This is a genomic window from Brevibacillus daliensis (assembly GCF_021245735.1).
GTDB classification, from domain to species: Bacteria; Bacillota; Bacilli; order Brevibacillales; family Brevibacillaceae; genus Brevibacillus_B; species Brevibacillus_B daliensis.
Window position 1 is genome coordinate 327,179 of record NZ_JAJISB010000003.1, and the last position, 14,976, is coordinate 342,154.

Below are 14,976 nucleotides of genomic sequence, written 5' to 3' on the forward strand. Positions count from 1 at the left end.
AGGAAGACATGTTGAACAACCGTGTGGCAGTATTGGGTGCAGGTAGCTGGGGAACAGCTTTAGCCTCCGTCTGCGCCGATAACAACTTTGATGTAACCTTGTGGGTCCGCGATCAAAAACATGCGGACGAGATTAATTACAACCATACGAACCAAAAATATCTGAAAGAGGTAACTCTTTCACCAAAGATTACAGCGACAACAAATATTCAAGATGCAGTTACGGAAGCTTCCGTTGTGATTTTGGTTGTCCCATCCAGTGCAATGCGTGAAGTAACAAAAAAAGTAGCTCCTTATTTAGCGAAAGATGTAACCTTGGTTCACGCAACCAAAGGTTTTGAATTAGAGAGTTTGAAACGCATGTCTGAAGTCATCAAGGAAGAAATTCCAGCTGAAATATCAGATGGATTAGTCGTATTAACAGGTCCGAGCCATGCTGAAGAAGTAATCAAAAAATCACCTACGACCGTAGTCGTTGCTTCCACTTGTGAGGCAAGCATAACAAAAGCACAAGACATTTTCATGAATTCGTATTTCCGTGTATACATGAACCCGGATATGGTTGGTGCGGAAATTGCTGGCGCTTTGAAAAATATCATAGCACTTGGCGCAGGAATGAGCGATGGGCTTGGTTTTGGAGATAATGCGAAAGCAGCGTTACTTACCCGTGGGCTGGCAGAAATTGGACGAATGGGTGTAAAACTAGGTGCAGATCCTTTAACGTTTGCTGGACTTGCTGGAGTAGGGGATCTCGTTGTTACATGTAACAGTAAGCATAGCCGTAACTGGAGAGCTGGCTATATGTTAGGTCAGGGAAAACCTTTAGAGGAAGTTCTCGCGCATATGGGAATGGTCGTGGAAGGTGTCCGGACTACGAGAGCTGCTGAGGCTATGGCAAAAAGAGAAGGAATCGAAATGCCAATTACGAGCGTGTTGTATAACGTGCTTTTTGAGGGATGCTCACCACGTCAAGGTGTTGAGGATCTAATGGGACGTGGCAAACGTTATGAAATGGAAGACATCGTGAGATATACAAATAAATAGGCATCTCACCACTTTGCCCCTCTCCTCATACAGTAATGAGAAGTTTACTGTAGAATAAGGAGGAGAAGAAAGTGGAAAACAAAGGGATGTCACGCCGTTTACTTGATAAGTTGGCTGGTAAGACGAAGGTAGACGGTGATCAATTGATGCAGGTCGCTCAGACTTTCAAAAAGGAAGATTTGCAAAGCGAAGAAAAAATTCGTCAATTAATTAAAATGGTCTCCATGATGAGTGGATTTGATATCACAAAGGAAAAAGAGGATGAGATCCTTACCATGATTCAGGATGGAACGTTTAATCCAAATGAAATTCAATCCATGCTGGAACGCATGAAATAGGCAAAAATGAGCAACAAATGGGCGAGATTGTTAGTTCCCCTAAAATTGGAATGACATAGAGTAGAACAAGGAACAATCATGGCTCTACAGGGACATGGCTGTTTAGTACCAAAAATTCTGTTACGAACAGGTTAGCGGGAACAAAACAGAATCGAAACAGGTGATGGTTTTTATAACCATCGAAACACACAAAAAAAGAGGGATTATCCCTCTTTTTTTCGTGTCTCATCATTTGAAGATTGATTCAATAGACTTTGTACTAACGGTGATTGCAATAATCCGAGCAACTGTCCAAGATCAATGTTTGATAACAGGTTACTAGCAGAATTATTTTTTTGTATAGGTGACTCATCATCAAGGTTATCAGTCGATTCTGCTGCTTCCGTTCTAGAGGAACGTGAATCTAGTACACTTTCTTTTGTACTTGCCTTTGCAGGATTTCCAAAGGCTTCAAACATCTCCATGGCACCAAAGATCGTATCCATTGTATCTTCCATTTGTTTAATGGTTGAGCTGATCCCTTTTATGTTACTTCTGATTCGAGTAACTGACGTACGTATATCCAGATTGTTGAGAATGTTCAAGGCGGGAAAGTTTGCAAATAACGTTTTTCGCTCAGGAACATTACGTTCCTCCCTTGGCTCTACAACATCAACGTCGGGAGATTCGTCGACCTCTTTCACTGCTACGGGAACAGCTTTTTTGGACTGAGGTTTCGATTGTTTAGCGCTCGGATGAGTTGTTTTCTTTTGAATCGTGACATATGGATTTCGCCAATTCCGTTTATTCATGCAACTTCCTCCAAGTGGACGTGAATTATCGTAATATCCTATGTAGGTGATTCGAAATGGGTTCGTGTCCCGAACATTTATGTTATACTTAGCACAAAAAGACAAGTAAAGGACACTTTGCCATATGTATATCGATCCAATGACAAAAATGTACATATCATTTGTTGCGATTTTTCTCATGTTTGTGTGCAATTTTTTATTGATTTTTGCACGCAAAAAAGCAGGTACATTTATTTCAGTCCTTATTAAAATTTTCTCATTTTTATTGCTACTCTTAACTTTCGGTATGATTATTATTGTTATGTTTGTATAGGAGTGAAATATCATGGATCAGATTACACTAATAACAAAAATAGGCGAATCTTACCATATACCGGTGGAGCAGCATACATCCATTGTTGAATTAGCAAAAAAAAATAAGATCCCCTGGGGATATGCCTGCCAGAGAGGGATATGTGCGCAATGTCGTACAAGAGTTACGGAGGGAAGAGAATTTTTAAACGATATCACCCCTGAAGAAAAACTCCGACTTAAAAAGGCAGAGCGAAGAGAGCATATTCGTCTTGGATGTCAAATTAAATTGATCGGTGAGGGCTCCGTACAACTGGTACATACTCCATATATGTAGGTGAATAATGATGTCACTCGTAACTTTCTTACCTAGTAAACGTACATACAAGGCACGAAAAGGACAAAACCTCCTGCAAATTGCAAGGGCTGCAAGGGTAATAATCCCAACACGTTGCCACGGACAAGCCTCTTGTTTAATGTGCAAAGTAAAGATTGAAGCAGGAGCGGTAGGTCCGCCTACTGATAAAGAGAAAAGAAAGCTGAGCGCAGGTGACTTGAAGGAAGGCATTCGTCTAAGCTGTCAAACGATTGTAACAGATGAGCCTTGCACAGTGAGAATTCCAGAGGACCGACTAAAATCAGTCGTTCAACGAGCGCTAGAGCGCCAGCACATGGATCAAGATGATTGGTAGGAGGAACAAAATGATACGAAAGAAAAAAGGCTGGCTCCTATCTTGGATGGTCATCCTGTCTACGATCGTAAGCGGTTGCCTATATCCGCAGAATCAACGTGTAGAAAATCAGGTGCCTATCCCAGTTTATTTGGAACAGACGCAAAAAGCGATGGAGGAATTCCAAAAGACAGAAGGCGGATTGCCTATTTATACAACTGCTGCTTCCACGCCCTACTTCGAAAAGTATGAGATAGATTTCAAAAGATTGATACCGAGATATTTACCTGATATTCCGGGAAATGCTTTTGAAAAAGGTGGGCCTTATAAGTATGTAATCATTGATGTGGAAGACAATCCGAAGGTAAGATTAATCGATTTGCGAGAGGTTAGTAAAGTAACGCAAGTTCAGCACAAAATTATTTACTATGTAACAGCAAACAATAAATTGCCGATTGATCAGGACCTCGGCAACAGCTATTATTCCATCAATTACACGGCAATAGGGGCGACAGAGCCTCAGATAGAAAGTCCATTTAGTGATCAGCTCTTGCCGCTTATTATGAATAAAGAAGGGCAAGTAGGGATCAATTATGCTAGTGATATTGCAAGCATGATGAGGGAGCAAAAGATAACGGTTCCTAAAGATACGGACCCACGTTATGCGGTCGCTCGTGAATCCTTTTTTGTTCCGTTTAAATCATTCCCATATAAACTGGTAAATAATGAGCCAGAGTTGCTAAAATATTAATAAGCTTGAAAAGCTATCTCCCTTTTATGGGGGGATAGCTTTTTTCTTTTCTATATAAGAAGGAACTATCTTTTTCGTTCTAAAGATTAGAGTTTTTCATATATTAATATTGTCTACAACAATTGTACAGGCAAGGTGAGGAAATTCTTTGGATGAGAGGGATAAATTCTAAAAACAGCCATAGATTTAAATAGACAATCATAAGGAGGTTTTCGATGGTGGAACGAATCGATATCTTTAAAGACATAGCCGAGCGTACGGGTGGTGATATTTATCTCGGTATCGTAGGACCTGTCCGTACAGGGAAGTCAACCTTTATTAAACGATTTATGGAGCAGGCGGTCATACCCAACATTCCATCCGAGGCAGATCGTATTCGAGCCACGGATGAGCTTCCACAGAGTGCTTCGGGAAAAACCATTATGACGACTGAACCAAAATTCGTGCCTAACCAGGCGGTACAGATAAACGTAACAGAGGGTTTAATGATTAATGTCCGTCTAGTGGATTGCGTCGGCTACACAGTAGATGGGGCCAAAGGATTTGAAGACGAAAATGGACCACGGATGGTTAATACTCCTTGGTATGAGGAGCCGGTTCCATTTGAGGAAGCAGCTGAGGTTGGAACACGTAAAGTAATCCAGGAGCATTCCACCATCGGGATTGTAGTTACCACGGACGGAACTATTGCAGAAATACCGCGCGAAGGCTATTTGGAGGCGGAAGAACGGGTTGTACAAGAGTTAAAGGAAGTTGGTAAGCCATTTGTTATCCTTGTTAACTCGACACGTCCACGTACAGAAGAAACCCAAGCTCTTCGTCAGGAATTACAAGAAAAATATGATGTTCCGGTAGTAGCTCTTTCTGTAGATACACTAACGGAATCTGAGGTTCTTCACATTTTAAAAGAAGTCTTGTTCGAGTTCCCCGTACATGAGGTAAACGTGAACTTACCAAGTTGGGTAATGGTTCTAGAGAACGGTCACTGGCTCCGTCAAAACTATGAAGAAGCTGTGGGAGAAACGGTTAAAGATATCCGGCGTCTCCGTGATGTAGATCGTGTAGTAGGGTTTTTCAATGAGTATGATTTTATTGAGCGTGCAGCTTTGGCTGGTATGGATATGGGGCATGGTGTAGCAGAAATCGACCTCATGGCTCCTGATCACTTGTACGATCAAATTTTAATGGAGATTGTTGGTGAAGAGATTAGCGGGAAAGATCATCTGTTAAAAATCATGCAGGAATTCGCTCATGCGAAAAAAGAGTATGATCAAGTTGCTGAAGCTCTGCATATGGTACGTAGTACTGGTTATGGCATCGCAGCACCATCCCTGCATGAGATGACATTAGATGAACCAGAAATGATTCGTCAGGGTCCTCGTTTCGGGGTACGTCTGAGAGCTACAGCGCCATCTATTCATATGATCCGTGTAGACGTAGAGTCGGAATTTGCTCCGATTATTGGCACTGAAAAGCAAAGTGAAGAGTTGGTACGATACCTCATGCAGGATTTTGACAAGGACCCACTTGCAATATGGAATTCTGATATATTTGGTCGATCGCTTCACTCCATCGTAAGAGAGGGCATTCAGGCAAAGATTCTGATGATGCCAGACAATGCACGATACAAGCTACAGGAAACATTGGGTAGAATTATAAACGAAGGCTCTGGCGGGCTAATTGCGATCATCCTATAGAAATAATCGTAATAGTTGTCGCTCCATAACGATATCTCATAGGAAACTCTCCTCATCTTAAAGGGATGGGAGAGTTTTTTTGCATGTTCTAGAAGGTATATACGTAGGATTTTTAGACCTGATTTGTAACTATTTTTATTGAATTGCATCATTGTAAAGTGGAAAAGTCTTGTAAAAACCTATGCCCTGTATTACTATAAGCTTGTCAGATGGCTTAGTAACGCCATTCTACGTATAAAAATCGATTAATCTGTTAAGACATGTAATACCATTAGATTAGTGATTATGCTAAGAGGGGAGGTGAAAGCTATGAACAAAACAGAATTGATTGCAAAAGTTGCAGATACAACCGAATTAACAAAGAAGGATGCGACAAAAGCTGTTGAAGCAGTTCTTGAATCGATTGCTGACGCTCTGAAAGATGGAGACAAAGTACAATTGATTGGCTTTGGTAACTTTGAGGTGCGTGAGCGTGCTGCTCGTAAAGGACGTAATCCTCAAACAGGCGAGGAGATCGATATCGCTTCCAGTAAGGTACCTGCGTTTAAACCTGGTAAACAATTAAAGGATTCCATTAAATAAGGTGCAACCAGGACTTACATATAAAAGGTCTCCTATGAAATAATTAGCATGTTACATGCTAATACTTCATAGAGAGATCTTTTTTGGATACATACCAGGTACTCACACACATATACTTTTAACACATTATTGTTTTGTATTTTTCGTTAGGGTATGGTAAGATTGGCGTGTTCTTGCTTTAAGGGTTGGGAGGTTGTCATTATGAATGTAGATCACGAAAAAATTAAGCAAGCAGTACGAATGATCCTAGAAGCTGTAGGTGAAGATCCTGACCGAGAAGGTCTGCTAGACACTCCGAAGAGAGTAGCCAAGATGTATGCAGAAGCTTTTGAGGGTATGTGGGTCGATGAAGAACAATATTTCGAGACAATTTTCACAGAAGATCATGAAGAAATCGTACTTGTAAAAGATATCCCATTCTATTCTATGTGTGAACACCATTTAGTGCCTTTCTTTGGGAAGGCGCATGTAGCATACATTCCAAAAGGCGGTAGAGTAGTTGGGCTTAGTAAACTGGCACGCGCCGTTGAAAGCGTAGCTCGTCGTCCTCAACTTCAAGAGAGAATTACCTCTACAGTTGCGAATGCTATCATGAAAAAGTTAGATCCTCATGGCGTAATGGTCATGGTAGAAGCAGAACATATGTGCATGACAATGCGCGGAGTGAAGAAACCTGGTTCTTCCACGGTTACCACTGCTGTTCGTGGTGTCTTTGAAAAAGATGCCAACGCTCGTGCAGAAGTTTTACAGTATATTAAAGGGTAATAAGATAAAAAAAGCGTCCTTCAGTGAAAGCTGAGGGATGCTTTTTTTTTACTGTATCAGAAAATATAAACTTCGAAGGCTCACTTCCTGATACGCATGAAAAACATCCTCTAAGGATGAACCAGTTTCTTCGAAAGTACTTCGATCGAAGTTTTTCTTATGGGGTTGGAATGAGGAATGAAATGATCTACCAGAGGTTAGACGGATGATAGTCTTTCATAACGAAGAATGTTATGAGAAGAAATGACAAGAAGAACAAGGGGAGATCATTTGAAAAGGATTAGAGTAGCCACTATTAAGGATATGGAAGCCATTTATATGATGGGGTATGACGTGTGGGGAGAAGGTATGCCTATAGAAAAATATGTAAGATCGTGTCATACATCCGCTAAGTACAAGAGAGGAATGTGGTATGTGCTAGAAGACACAGAAACAGAAGAGTTAGTAAGTTCCCTGATCGTACATCCTTTAGATAATAGTATTGCTAGAGGGTTGCTCCTAATGGCTTGTTTTTGATTGCTGGGGTTGATGGAAAGATTGTGGGTAATCTTACCTTTAGAGGTGGAGAATTTTTGATTAATGATGTTTTCTACGATTGTATTTATATGGGTATCGATGTTGACTGAGGCATGGTGCAGTAATTTGTCGTGGGAAGCAACATACTATGTTCAGGGTGAAAATAGCATCGACTCCGAGTGAAAAAACGGGGAGGGGTTCGCTCCCAAATATTGAAAGGGTGAGCACCTATGTGCTATAATTGCCTAAATCAGAATAGAAAACGTACAATTACGATGTTGTAAACCATAAAAAAACCCCTTCAAACCAATGTTTTTATCCGACTTTCCGTCGGGATGTGGCGCAGCTCGGTAGCGCGCACCCTTGGGGTGGGTGAGGTCCAGGGTTCAAATCCCTGCATTCCGACCATATACGGAAGTGTAAACTTATCTAATGCCTTAGGTAACAACTAAGATAGATAAGTTTTTTTATTTTTCAGGTAAATACCCACTTATGTTATCTGATGACGAAAGAGCAACTTTTTCCAGTTTCCACTTGGCTCTGAAGACTCCTATCCTTTATAATGAAAGGAACGTCAAATCAGAATGGATGAGTGAACGGTGAAGATAGATGCGACGACTCTAGCAAGAGTAGCTTTTGAGAATCAAAACTATGCGTCACAAATGGCACGCAATACGAACCAGGAAGAGACGAGCACTCAAAACATGATGATCTCTTCCGATCAAGAGGTGCTGTTTGAGAATGTGTTAGCTCAGGAAATAGATAAACGCCAGACCGTGATTTCTGCTGAACAGGTTCTCTCTCAGTTGGATGGAACCAAGCCTTATGAGCATAAGCCTTTCCAACATACGAAACACCAACTTCTACCTGCTAACAGCCAGGCAGCCGTTCCTTCGTTTATTTTGGAAAAGATTGAAGAGGCTAGTAAGCGCTTTGGTGTGGATTCTGATCTAGTGCAAGAGGTAGTACGTGCGGAGTCTAGTTTTAACCCGAATGCCATTTCGGTTGCAGGAGCAAAAGGGTTAATGCAACTAATGGATGCTACTGCACAAAGTCTGGGTGTTACCAACTCATTCGATCCGGTTCAAAATATTAACGGCGGAACAAAATATCTTGGTCAGCTTTTGGATCGATATGATGGAAATGTGAAAGTTGCGTTGGCAGCTTATAACGCAGGGTCAGGTCGAATAAGCAGAACGGGCATTCAAACAGACGAAGATTTTGAACGGTTATATCATTTACTACCACAAGAGACCCAACGATATGTTGATAAAATAACTGATAATCTCAAGTGAATTGGTGCGAGTGGGTAGTAAACATTACATCACGAACAGGAGGCTTTACATATGGAAGATAAACAAAGCGGTTTCCATGACTTTTTTGTCATTAAAGCAAAAGAGAATGGGGTAAACGTGATTGGATTAACAAGAGGAACAGATACACGTTTTCACCATACGGAAAAACTAGACAAGGGTGAAGTAATGCTAGCCCAGTTTACAGAACATACTTCTGCCATTAAAGTACGAGGAAAAGCAATAATCCAAACAAGACATGGGGTTATTGACACAGAAGAATAAAATAAGCATATGTCAAAAAAGTAGCGAATTGCTACTTTTTTTATTTTATGCGCCTTTATTTCTTCTGTAGCAGATGCAGAAGAAACACATTTTTTGTCTGCGAACTCGTTCAGGTCCTGTAAGGAAGCGTAGACTGTCCGATACACAGAAAATGGTTGGAAAAGTGCGAAAATATCGGAATCTATTAAGGTTGATTACCTATCATTTATTTGGTAAAGTATGGAAGGATATGATTTGAGAAAATATTCGGAATAGGTGGGTAAAAACATGAATCATAAGGGCATGCTTATGGCAATGAGTGCACTGCTGACTGCCGCTTCGCTTTTAGGCACAGGCACAGGAGCTCAGGCAAACAAGGTAGAACAAAAGCAGGTCAAGGTTGCTGATAACAAGCAGCTTCAAATCAACCTGTCGAGGGAGGTAGTATCGATGGACCCGGCCTTGGCAGAAGATGCGCAGTCGTTTACCATGGTTCGCGCTACATTTGACGGGTTGACCCGGACAGATGCAGAGGGCAAAATTGTCCCGTCGATGGCGAAAAAGATTGATGTTTCCGAAGACATGATTACATACACCTTCCACCTGCGGGACGCCAAATGGAGCAACGGAGATCCGGTAACCGCATACGACTTTGAGTATGCGTGGAAACGGGTGCTGTCTGTTGACTTGGACGCAAACTACTCCTATCAGCTTTTTCCGATCAAAAACGCTGAAGAGGCGAATTTTGGCAAGGTAAAGATGGACGAGGTTGGTATAAAAGTGCTGGATGACAAAACTTTGCAAGTGATCCTGGAAAAGCCAACACCATATTTCCTTGAACTAACATCGTTCTCCGCCTACTATCCTGTCAATAAAAAAGTGGTAGAGAAAAACAAAGAATGGGCTTATGAGGCTAGAACCCACGTAGGCAATGGGCCGTTCAAGCTGGACAGATGGGAACACGAACAAAAGATGACACTGGTGAAAAACGAAAATTACTGGGATAAGGATGCCGTGAAGCTGGAGAGCATCGAAGGTCTGATGATAGAAGATGAGGAAGAAGCTCTTGCTCTGTTTGACAAGGGAGGTCTGGATTGGATTGGACAGCCATTGGATATATTGCCGGGCGATACGATCCCTGCCCTGAAGAAGTCCGGCAAACTGCAAAGCCATCCGCTTTCTGGTGTGTACTGGTACAAGTTCAATGTAGAACAAGCTCCGTTTAACAATGCCAAAATTCGCAAAGCATTCGCCTACGCAATCGACAGAAAGCAGATTACCGACGAAGTGTTGGGACTAGGTCAAATTCCAGCTATGTCTGTTATTCCCCCGACGATGACATTAAAGGGAGGCGGTTACTTCAAGGACAACGACAAGGAAACGGCGAAAAAGCTTCTGAAGGAGGGCATGAAGGAATTAGGCATTAACGAGCTGCCGCCGATTGCTTTATCGTTCAATACCAGCGATGCAAACAAAAAGATAGCGAATGCCGTCCAAAAGAAATGGAAGGAAACGCTTGGTGTTGATGTAAAACTGCAGAATAAAGAATGGAAAGTGCACCTGGAAGATATGCATAACGGAAACTACCAGATCGCACGCCTCGGCTGGAACTCTGATTTTACGGACCCGATCAACTTCTTGGAGATGTTCAAGGAGAAGGAAAACGGTAACAACGATACCAGATGGGAGCACCCACAATACAAGAAGCTGCTGGATGAATCAGACAAGGAAAAAGATCCTAAAAAGCGGAAGCAGCTCTTGGCTGAGGCAGAAGCTGTCATAATAAACGAGATGCCGGTTGTGCCAATTTACTTTAACAACAACGTATATCTAAAAAATGAAAAGCTAAATGGCTTCGTTATCGACGGTGTCGGTACGATTGATTTTAAATGGGCATATTATAAAGAATAGTAAGAAAAACCTTCTATTGTAAAACCAGTAGAAGGTTTTTCTTTCGGAAAATTTTCGCCGTTGGACTGGACAATAAACCAAGTTTTTTCAATCATACAGCGTAACCATATCTATTGACTGAAACTGCTGCCCAAGTGTAGAATATGGAGGAAGCGAACATTTGAAAATGTTTAGAACATTTGTAAACGAAAGGTTGATACAATCGCAGCGTTGTTCCAAAAAGACCTAGTGTAGATGGGAGTTGAACATTCGCTTTTAATTTGGGTAACAATTGAAAGCGTTACCAATTTGTTCAAATTAACGCAAAAAATAGAGAAGCGGTGATCAACCTGTTGGCAACGACATTTTGGAGGAGGAGAGATGGATACAATGAAGAGAGTTACTCCAGGTACAAAAGTTTATAAGTTATTTGAGGACCAACATTTTGTTTGCGAAGGAACAGAAGAAGTTTTTTTAATTTCTGTTAAAAAGCTGTCTAAAGAGGATTACCAGAAGAAATTGGATGAAAATCCAAACTTTTTGCAATCACAAAATTAAATAAAAAATCAATATAAGTAGTTGTTGACTTATTGGAAGTAATAGAGGTAGAATAGGACTCGTAGAACAAATGTAATCATATAGAACAAATGTAAAAGGGCTGCGGGCCGGATGCTTTTTCTCTGAGAAGCGTTCGGTCCGTTTTGTTTTTTTACAGACATTGATAGGAGGGTGCAGTATGACTGTTGCTTGGAAATTGCCAGAAATGGTTACCGAGGAGAAATTAATCGAGTTGTATCATCAAATGTGGGTTATTCGCTTCTTTGATGAGAAAGTGGATGAGTTTTTTGCCAAAGGTATGATTCACGGAACAACGCATCTATGCGTAGGACAAGAGGCTACTGCTGCTGGTGTAGGTGCACTTCTTACAAAAGAAGATAAAATTACAGGTACTCACCGCGGACATGGACAATGTATCGCCAAAGGTGCAGAAGCAAGCCGTATGATGGCTGAGTTGTTCGGTCGTGCTACCGGATATTGTAAAGGTAAAGGTGGCTCCATGCACATCGCCGACTTGGAAACAGGTAACCTTGGTGCGAATGGTATCGTAGGTGGCGGTATTCCAATCGCAGTAGGAGCAGCACTTACTTCTAAAATGAAAAATTTAGGATACGTTACTGTCAGTTACTTTGGAGATGGAGCAAGTAATGAAGGTAGCTTCCATGAAGCTGTTAACATGGCTTCCATTTGGAATCTTCCGGTTATTTTCTTCTGTGAAAACAACCAATACGGAATGTCCGGCCCTGTAAAAGAAATGGTTAACATTGAAAATATAGCTGATCGCGCTGTTGGATACGGAATCCCAGGCGTGGTTGTAGATGGTAATAACATTTTTGACGTTATGCTTGCAACTGAAGAAGCTGTAAATCGTGCAAAACGTGGCGAAGGTCCAACACTAATCGAAGCTAAAACATATCGTTATAAAGGTCATTCTAAGAGTGATGGTAAAAAATACCGTACTCGCGAAGAGGAAATGGACTGGAGAAAGAACCGCGATTGCATCCAATTCCTTGAAAAAGCACTTATCGAAAAAGGCCTAATTACAGTAGAGAAAGCAAGAGAGCTTGAAGCAGATGCAAAGAAAGTAATTGAAGATGCTGTTGAGTTCGCTTTAAATAGCCCGCATCCATCAATGGATACCCTAGAAGAAGACGTATACGCATAAAGGATATGGAGAAAGGAAGGTAACGAGGACATGAGAGAAATCACCTATTTAGAAGCTGTACGTGAAGCAATGAGCCAAGAAATGCGCATCAATGAAGACGTATTTATCATGGGGGAAGATATTGGGGTATACGGGGGAGCATTTGGTGTAACTCGCGGAATGATTGAAGAATTCGGTCCTGAACGAGTTCGTATCACTCCTATCTCTGAAGCAGCGATTGCTGGTGCATCTGTAGGTGCAGCGATGACTGGTATGAGACCAATCATGGAACTTCAATTCTCTGACTTTATTACAATTGCAATGGACCAATTAGTTAACCAAGCTGCGAAAAACCGTTATATGTTCGGTGGTAAAGGTAAAGTTCCGATGGTTGTTCGCACACCATCTGGTTCTGGTACTGGAGCAGCAGCTCAACATACACAAAGCTTGGAAGCTTGGGTTGCACACGTTCCAGGGTTGAAAGTAGTCCAACCTTCCACTGCTTATGATGCAAAAGGTTTGTTAAAAGCCGCAATGGATGACGATAATCCGGTTGTGTTCTATGAACATAAATTACTATATAAAGCTTCTGGTGAAGTTCCAGAAGAGCAATACTCGATTCCACTAGGTGTTGCAGATGTTAAACGTGAAGGTACAGATGTAACGATTGTTGCTACAGCGATCATGGTACATAAAGCGCTGGAAGCAGCGGCTGAACTAGAAAAAGAAGGAATTTCTGTAGAGGTAATTGATCCTCGCACCCTTGTTCCATTAGATACAGAAACCATCATTAAATCCGTGAAGAAAACAGGTAAATGTATCGTTGTGCATGAAGCGGTTAAGTTCGGTGGATTTGGTGGAGAAATTGCAAGTATCATTGCTGAGAGTGAAGCATTTGACTATTTGGATGCACCGATTCGTCGTTTAGGTGCTCTATGGATCCCAATGCCATACCATCCTGAAATGGAAAAAGCAGCGATTCCACAAGTTCCAGATATCATTCAAGCAGTTAAAGATACAGTGGCATTTCGCTAAGAGGGGGAGAAACTGATGGCAACAGAAGTTTTCATGCCGAAACTGAGCATGACCATGGAAACTGGTACGATCCTACAATGGTTTAAGCAAGAGGGCGATGAGGTAGAAGAAGGCGATCTCCTTCTTGAGGTTATGACCGACAAGATCAATATCGAAGTAGAGGCATATGCTTCAGGTACCTTGCTGAAAACATATTATGAAGAGAACGCTGTTGTTCCTGTTCAAGCAATCATTGGTTATATCGGGAACGAAGGGGAAAACGTTCCTGACGCAGCTCCACCAGTAGAAGGTGCGAGTGAAGCACCTGCCCCTGTGGCTCTTGAAGAGGAAACAGAGGAAACTGCTGAAGCGGCTACTGAATATCAAGCAAACGGTGAAAAAGTTCGTGCGACTCCAGCTGCAAAACGTTTGGCGAAAGATAAAAATGTATCTTTACAAGAAGTATCAGGACGTGGAGCAAATGGTCGTATTCATAAAGTAGATGTAGAAGAGTTCGTGAAAAGCGGTCCTAAAGCAACACCGCTTGCTAAAAAAGTTGCTGCTGGAAATGGAGTCGATCTTGCATGTGTACAAGGTACAGGTGCAAACGGCAAAATCACAAAAGGTGATGTATTAGGTGCTGGTTCCACACAACAAGTTGCAGCTCCAACAAGCGAACCAAGACGTGTGAAAATGGATGGAATGCGTAAGGTCATTGCTGATCGTATGTGTCAAAGCGCGTACACAGCTCCTCATGTAACCATGGGTACAGAAGTAGATATGACCAATGCAATTCAAGTCCGCAATGCCCTACTGCCAATTATCGAAAAAGAAACAGGCTATCGCCTATCTTATACAGAGATCATCATGAAAGCAGTAGCGTACGCGCTTCGCAAGCATCCTGAGATCAATGTGTCGCTTGAGGGTGATTACATTGTTTATAAAAATGAAATCAACACAGGTCTAGCTGTATCTGTTCCAAACGGCCTGCTCGTTCCTGTTGTGAAAAATGCTGATCAAAAAGGCTTGGCAGCACTTACAGCAGAATGTAAGGAACTTGGCAGGGCAGCTCGTGAAAGTAAACTTCTACCTGCAAATATGCAAGGCGGTACTTTTACAATTAGTAATGTTGGTATGTACGAAGTTGACATGTTTACTCCGATTATTAACCAACCTGAATCTGCAATCTTGGGTGTAGGTCGTATTGCGGAGAAAGCGATCGGAGTAAATGGCGAATTGAAACTTCGCCCAATGATGACTTTAAGTCTGTCCTTCGATCACCGGATCATCGATGGATCACCAGCCGCAGCATTCTTACAAACCGTAAAACGTTCACTTGAAGAACCATATCAGTTACTAGTTTAGGAGG

At 41.7% G+C, this 14,976-nt stretch carries 18 protein-coding genes and 1 tRNA gene; 18 read left to right on the forward strand and 1 reads right to left on the reverse strand.

The annotated features are described in order from the left end of the window. Positions 1 to 8: 8 nt before the first annotated feature. Together LM917_RS04610 and LM917_RS04615 are read left to right on the forward strand one after the other, a co-directional pair. Positions 9 to 1,043: an NAD(P)H-dependent glycerol-3-phosphate dehydrogenase gene (locus LM917_RS04610; protein WP_232696305.1), complete on the forward strand. Its 1,035-nt coding sequence runs from the start codon at positions 9 to 11 to the stop codon at positions 1,041 to 1,043. A 71-nt stretch (positions 1,044 to 1,114) separates the two neighbouring features. Next, complete coding sequence (locus LM917_RS04615) at positions 1,115 to 1,381, forward strand: stage VI sporulation protein F (protein WP_232696306.1); 267 nt, start codon at positions 1,115 to 1,117, stop codon at positions 1,379 to 1,381. Between the two features lie 203 nt (positions 1,382 to 1,584). Here the strand turns inward: LM917_RS04615 and LM917_RS04620 are convergent, their stop codons facing one another. Next, on the reverse strand, positions 1,585 to 2,172 hold the full coding sequence (locus tag LM917_RS04620; protein ID WP_232696307.1) for a hypothetical protein: 588 nt from the start codon (positions 2,170 to 2,172) through the stop codon (positions 1,585 to 1,587). A gap of 148 nt (positions 2,173 to 2,320) precedes the next feature. Between LM917_RS04620 and LM917_RS04625 the strand changes: the two genes are divergently transcribed. The 16 genes from LM917_RS04625 (at position 2,321) to LM917_RS04700 (ending at position 14,972) form a co-directional block, all read left to right on the forward strand. Next, complete coding sequence (locus LM917_RS04625) at positions 2,321 to 2,485, forward strand: DUF2768 family protein (protein WP_255667945.1); 165 nt, start codon at positions 2,321 to 2,323, stop codon at positions 2,483 to 2,485. Positions 2,486 to 2,497: 12 nt separating this feature from the next. After that, on the forward strand, positions 2,498 to 2,800 hold the full coding sequence (locus LM917_RS04630) for a 2Fe-2S iron-sulfur cluster-binding protein (RefSeq protein ID WP_232696308.1): 303 nt from the start codon (positions 2,498 to 2,500) through the stop codon (positions 2,798 to 2,800). A gap of 10 nt (positions 2,801 to 2,810) precedes the next feature. Beyond that, positions 2,811 to 3,155 carry a 2Fe-2S iron-sulfur cluster-binding protein gene (locus tag LM917_RS04635; RefSeq protein ID WP_232696309.1) on the forward strand — a complete coding sequence of 115 codons (345 nt, stop codon included), beginning with the start codon at positions 2,811 to 2,813 and terminating at the stop codon, positions 3,153 to 3,155. Positions 3,156 to 3,165: 10 nt separating this feature from the next. After that, positions 3,166 to 3,885, forward strand: a complete 720-nt coding sequence (locus LM917_RS04640; protein ID WP_232696310.1) for a YphF family lipoprotein — start codon at positions 3,166 to 3,168, stop codon at positions 3,883 to 3,885. A gap of 218 nt (positions 3,886 to 4,103) precedes the next feature. Then, the gene (gene spoIVA / locus LM917_RS04645; protein ID WP_232696562.1) at positions 4,104 to 5,582 is read left to right on the forward strand and encodes a stage IV sporulation protein A; all 1,479 of its coding nucleotides are present in this window, start codon (positions 4,104 to 4,106) and stop codon (positions 5,580 to 5,582) included. 309 nt (positions 5,583 to 5,891) lie between these two features. Continuing rightward, positions 5,892 to 6,164: a non-specific DNA-binding protein Hbs gene (hbs, locus tag LM917_RS04650; RefSeq protein WP_232696311.1), complete on the forward strand. Its 273-nt coding sequence runs from the start codon at positions 5,892 to 5,894 to the stop codon at positions 6,162 to 6,164. Between the two features lie 198 nt (positions 6,165 to 6,362). Continuing rightward, positions 6,363 to 6,929 carry a GTP cyclohydrolase I FolE gene (gene folE, locus LM917_RS04655; RefSeq protein ID WP_232696563.1) on the forward strand — a complete coding sequence of 189 codons (567 nt, stop codon included), beginning with the start codon at positions 6,363 to 6,365 and terminating at the stop codon, positions 6,927 to 6,929. Positions 6,930 to 7,199: 270 nt separating this feature from the next. Next, positions 7,200 to 7,445, forward strand: coding sequence for a hypothetical protein (locus tag LM917_RS04660; RefSeq protein WP_232696312.1), 246 nt, complete (start codon positions 7,200 to 7,202; stop codon positions 7,443 to 7,445). Between the two features lie 331 nt (positions 7,446 to 7,776). Next, a tRNA-Pro gene (locus LM917_RS04665) sits at positions 7,777 to 7,853 on the forward strand. 191 nt (positions 7,854 to 8,044) lie between these two features. Continuing rightward, a complete protein-coding gene (locus LM917_RS04670; RefSeq protein WP_309241930.1) occupies positions 8,045 to 8,740 on the forward strand; it encodes a lytic transglycosylase domain-containing protein in 696 nt (231 codons plus the stop codon). A 51-nt stretch (positions 8,741 to 8,791) separates the two neighbouring features. Next, a complete protein-coding gene (gene mtrB, locus LM917_RS04675; protein WP_232696313.1) occupies positions 8,792 to 9,022 on the forward strand; it encodes a trp RNA-binding attenuation protein MtrB in 231 nt (76 codons plus the stop codon). Between the two features lie 267 nt (positions 9,023 to 9,289). Continuing rightward, entirely contained in the window at positions 9,290 to 10,912 is a 1,623-nt protein-coding gene (locus LM917_RS04680) for a peptide ABC transporter substrate-binding protein (RefSeq protein ID WP_232696314.1), read from the forward strand. A gap of 360 nt (positions 10,913 to 11,272) precedes the next feature. Beyond that, on the forward strand, positions 11,273 to 11,449 hold the full coding sequence (locus tag LM917_RS04685; RefSeq protein WP_232696315.1) for a hypothetical protein: 177 nt from the start codon (positions 11,273 to 11,275) through the stop codon (positions 11,447 to 11,449). A 178-nt stretch (positions 11,450 to 11,627) separates the two neighbouring features. Beyond that, complete coding sequence (locus LM917_RS04690; RefSeq protein ID WP_232696316.1) at positions 11,628 to 12,614, forward strand: thiamine pyrophosphate-dependent dehydrogenase E1 component subunit alpha; 987 nt, start codon at positions 11,628 to 11,630, stop codon at positions 12,612 to 12,614. A 30-nt stretch (positions 12,615 to 12,644) separates the two neighbouring features. After that, a complete protein-coding gene (locus LM917_RS04695; RefSeq protein ID WP_232696317.1) occupies positions 12,645 to 13,628 on the forward strand; it encodes an alpha-ketoacid dehydrogenase subunit beta in 984 nt (327 codons plus the stop codon). Positions 13,629 to 13,643: 15 nt separating this feature from the next. Next, entirely contained in the window at positions 13,644 to 14,972 is a 1,329-nt protein-coding gene (locus tag LM917_RS04700; protein WP_232696318.1) for a dihydrolipoamide acetyltransferase family protein, read from the forward strand. Positions 14,973 to 14,976 lie beyond the last annotated feature (4 nt).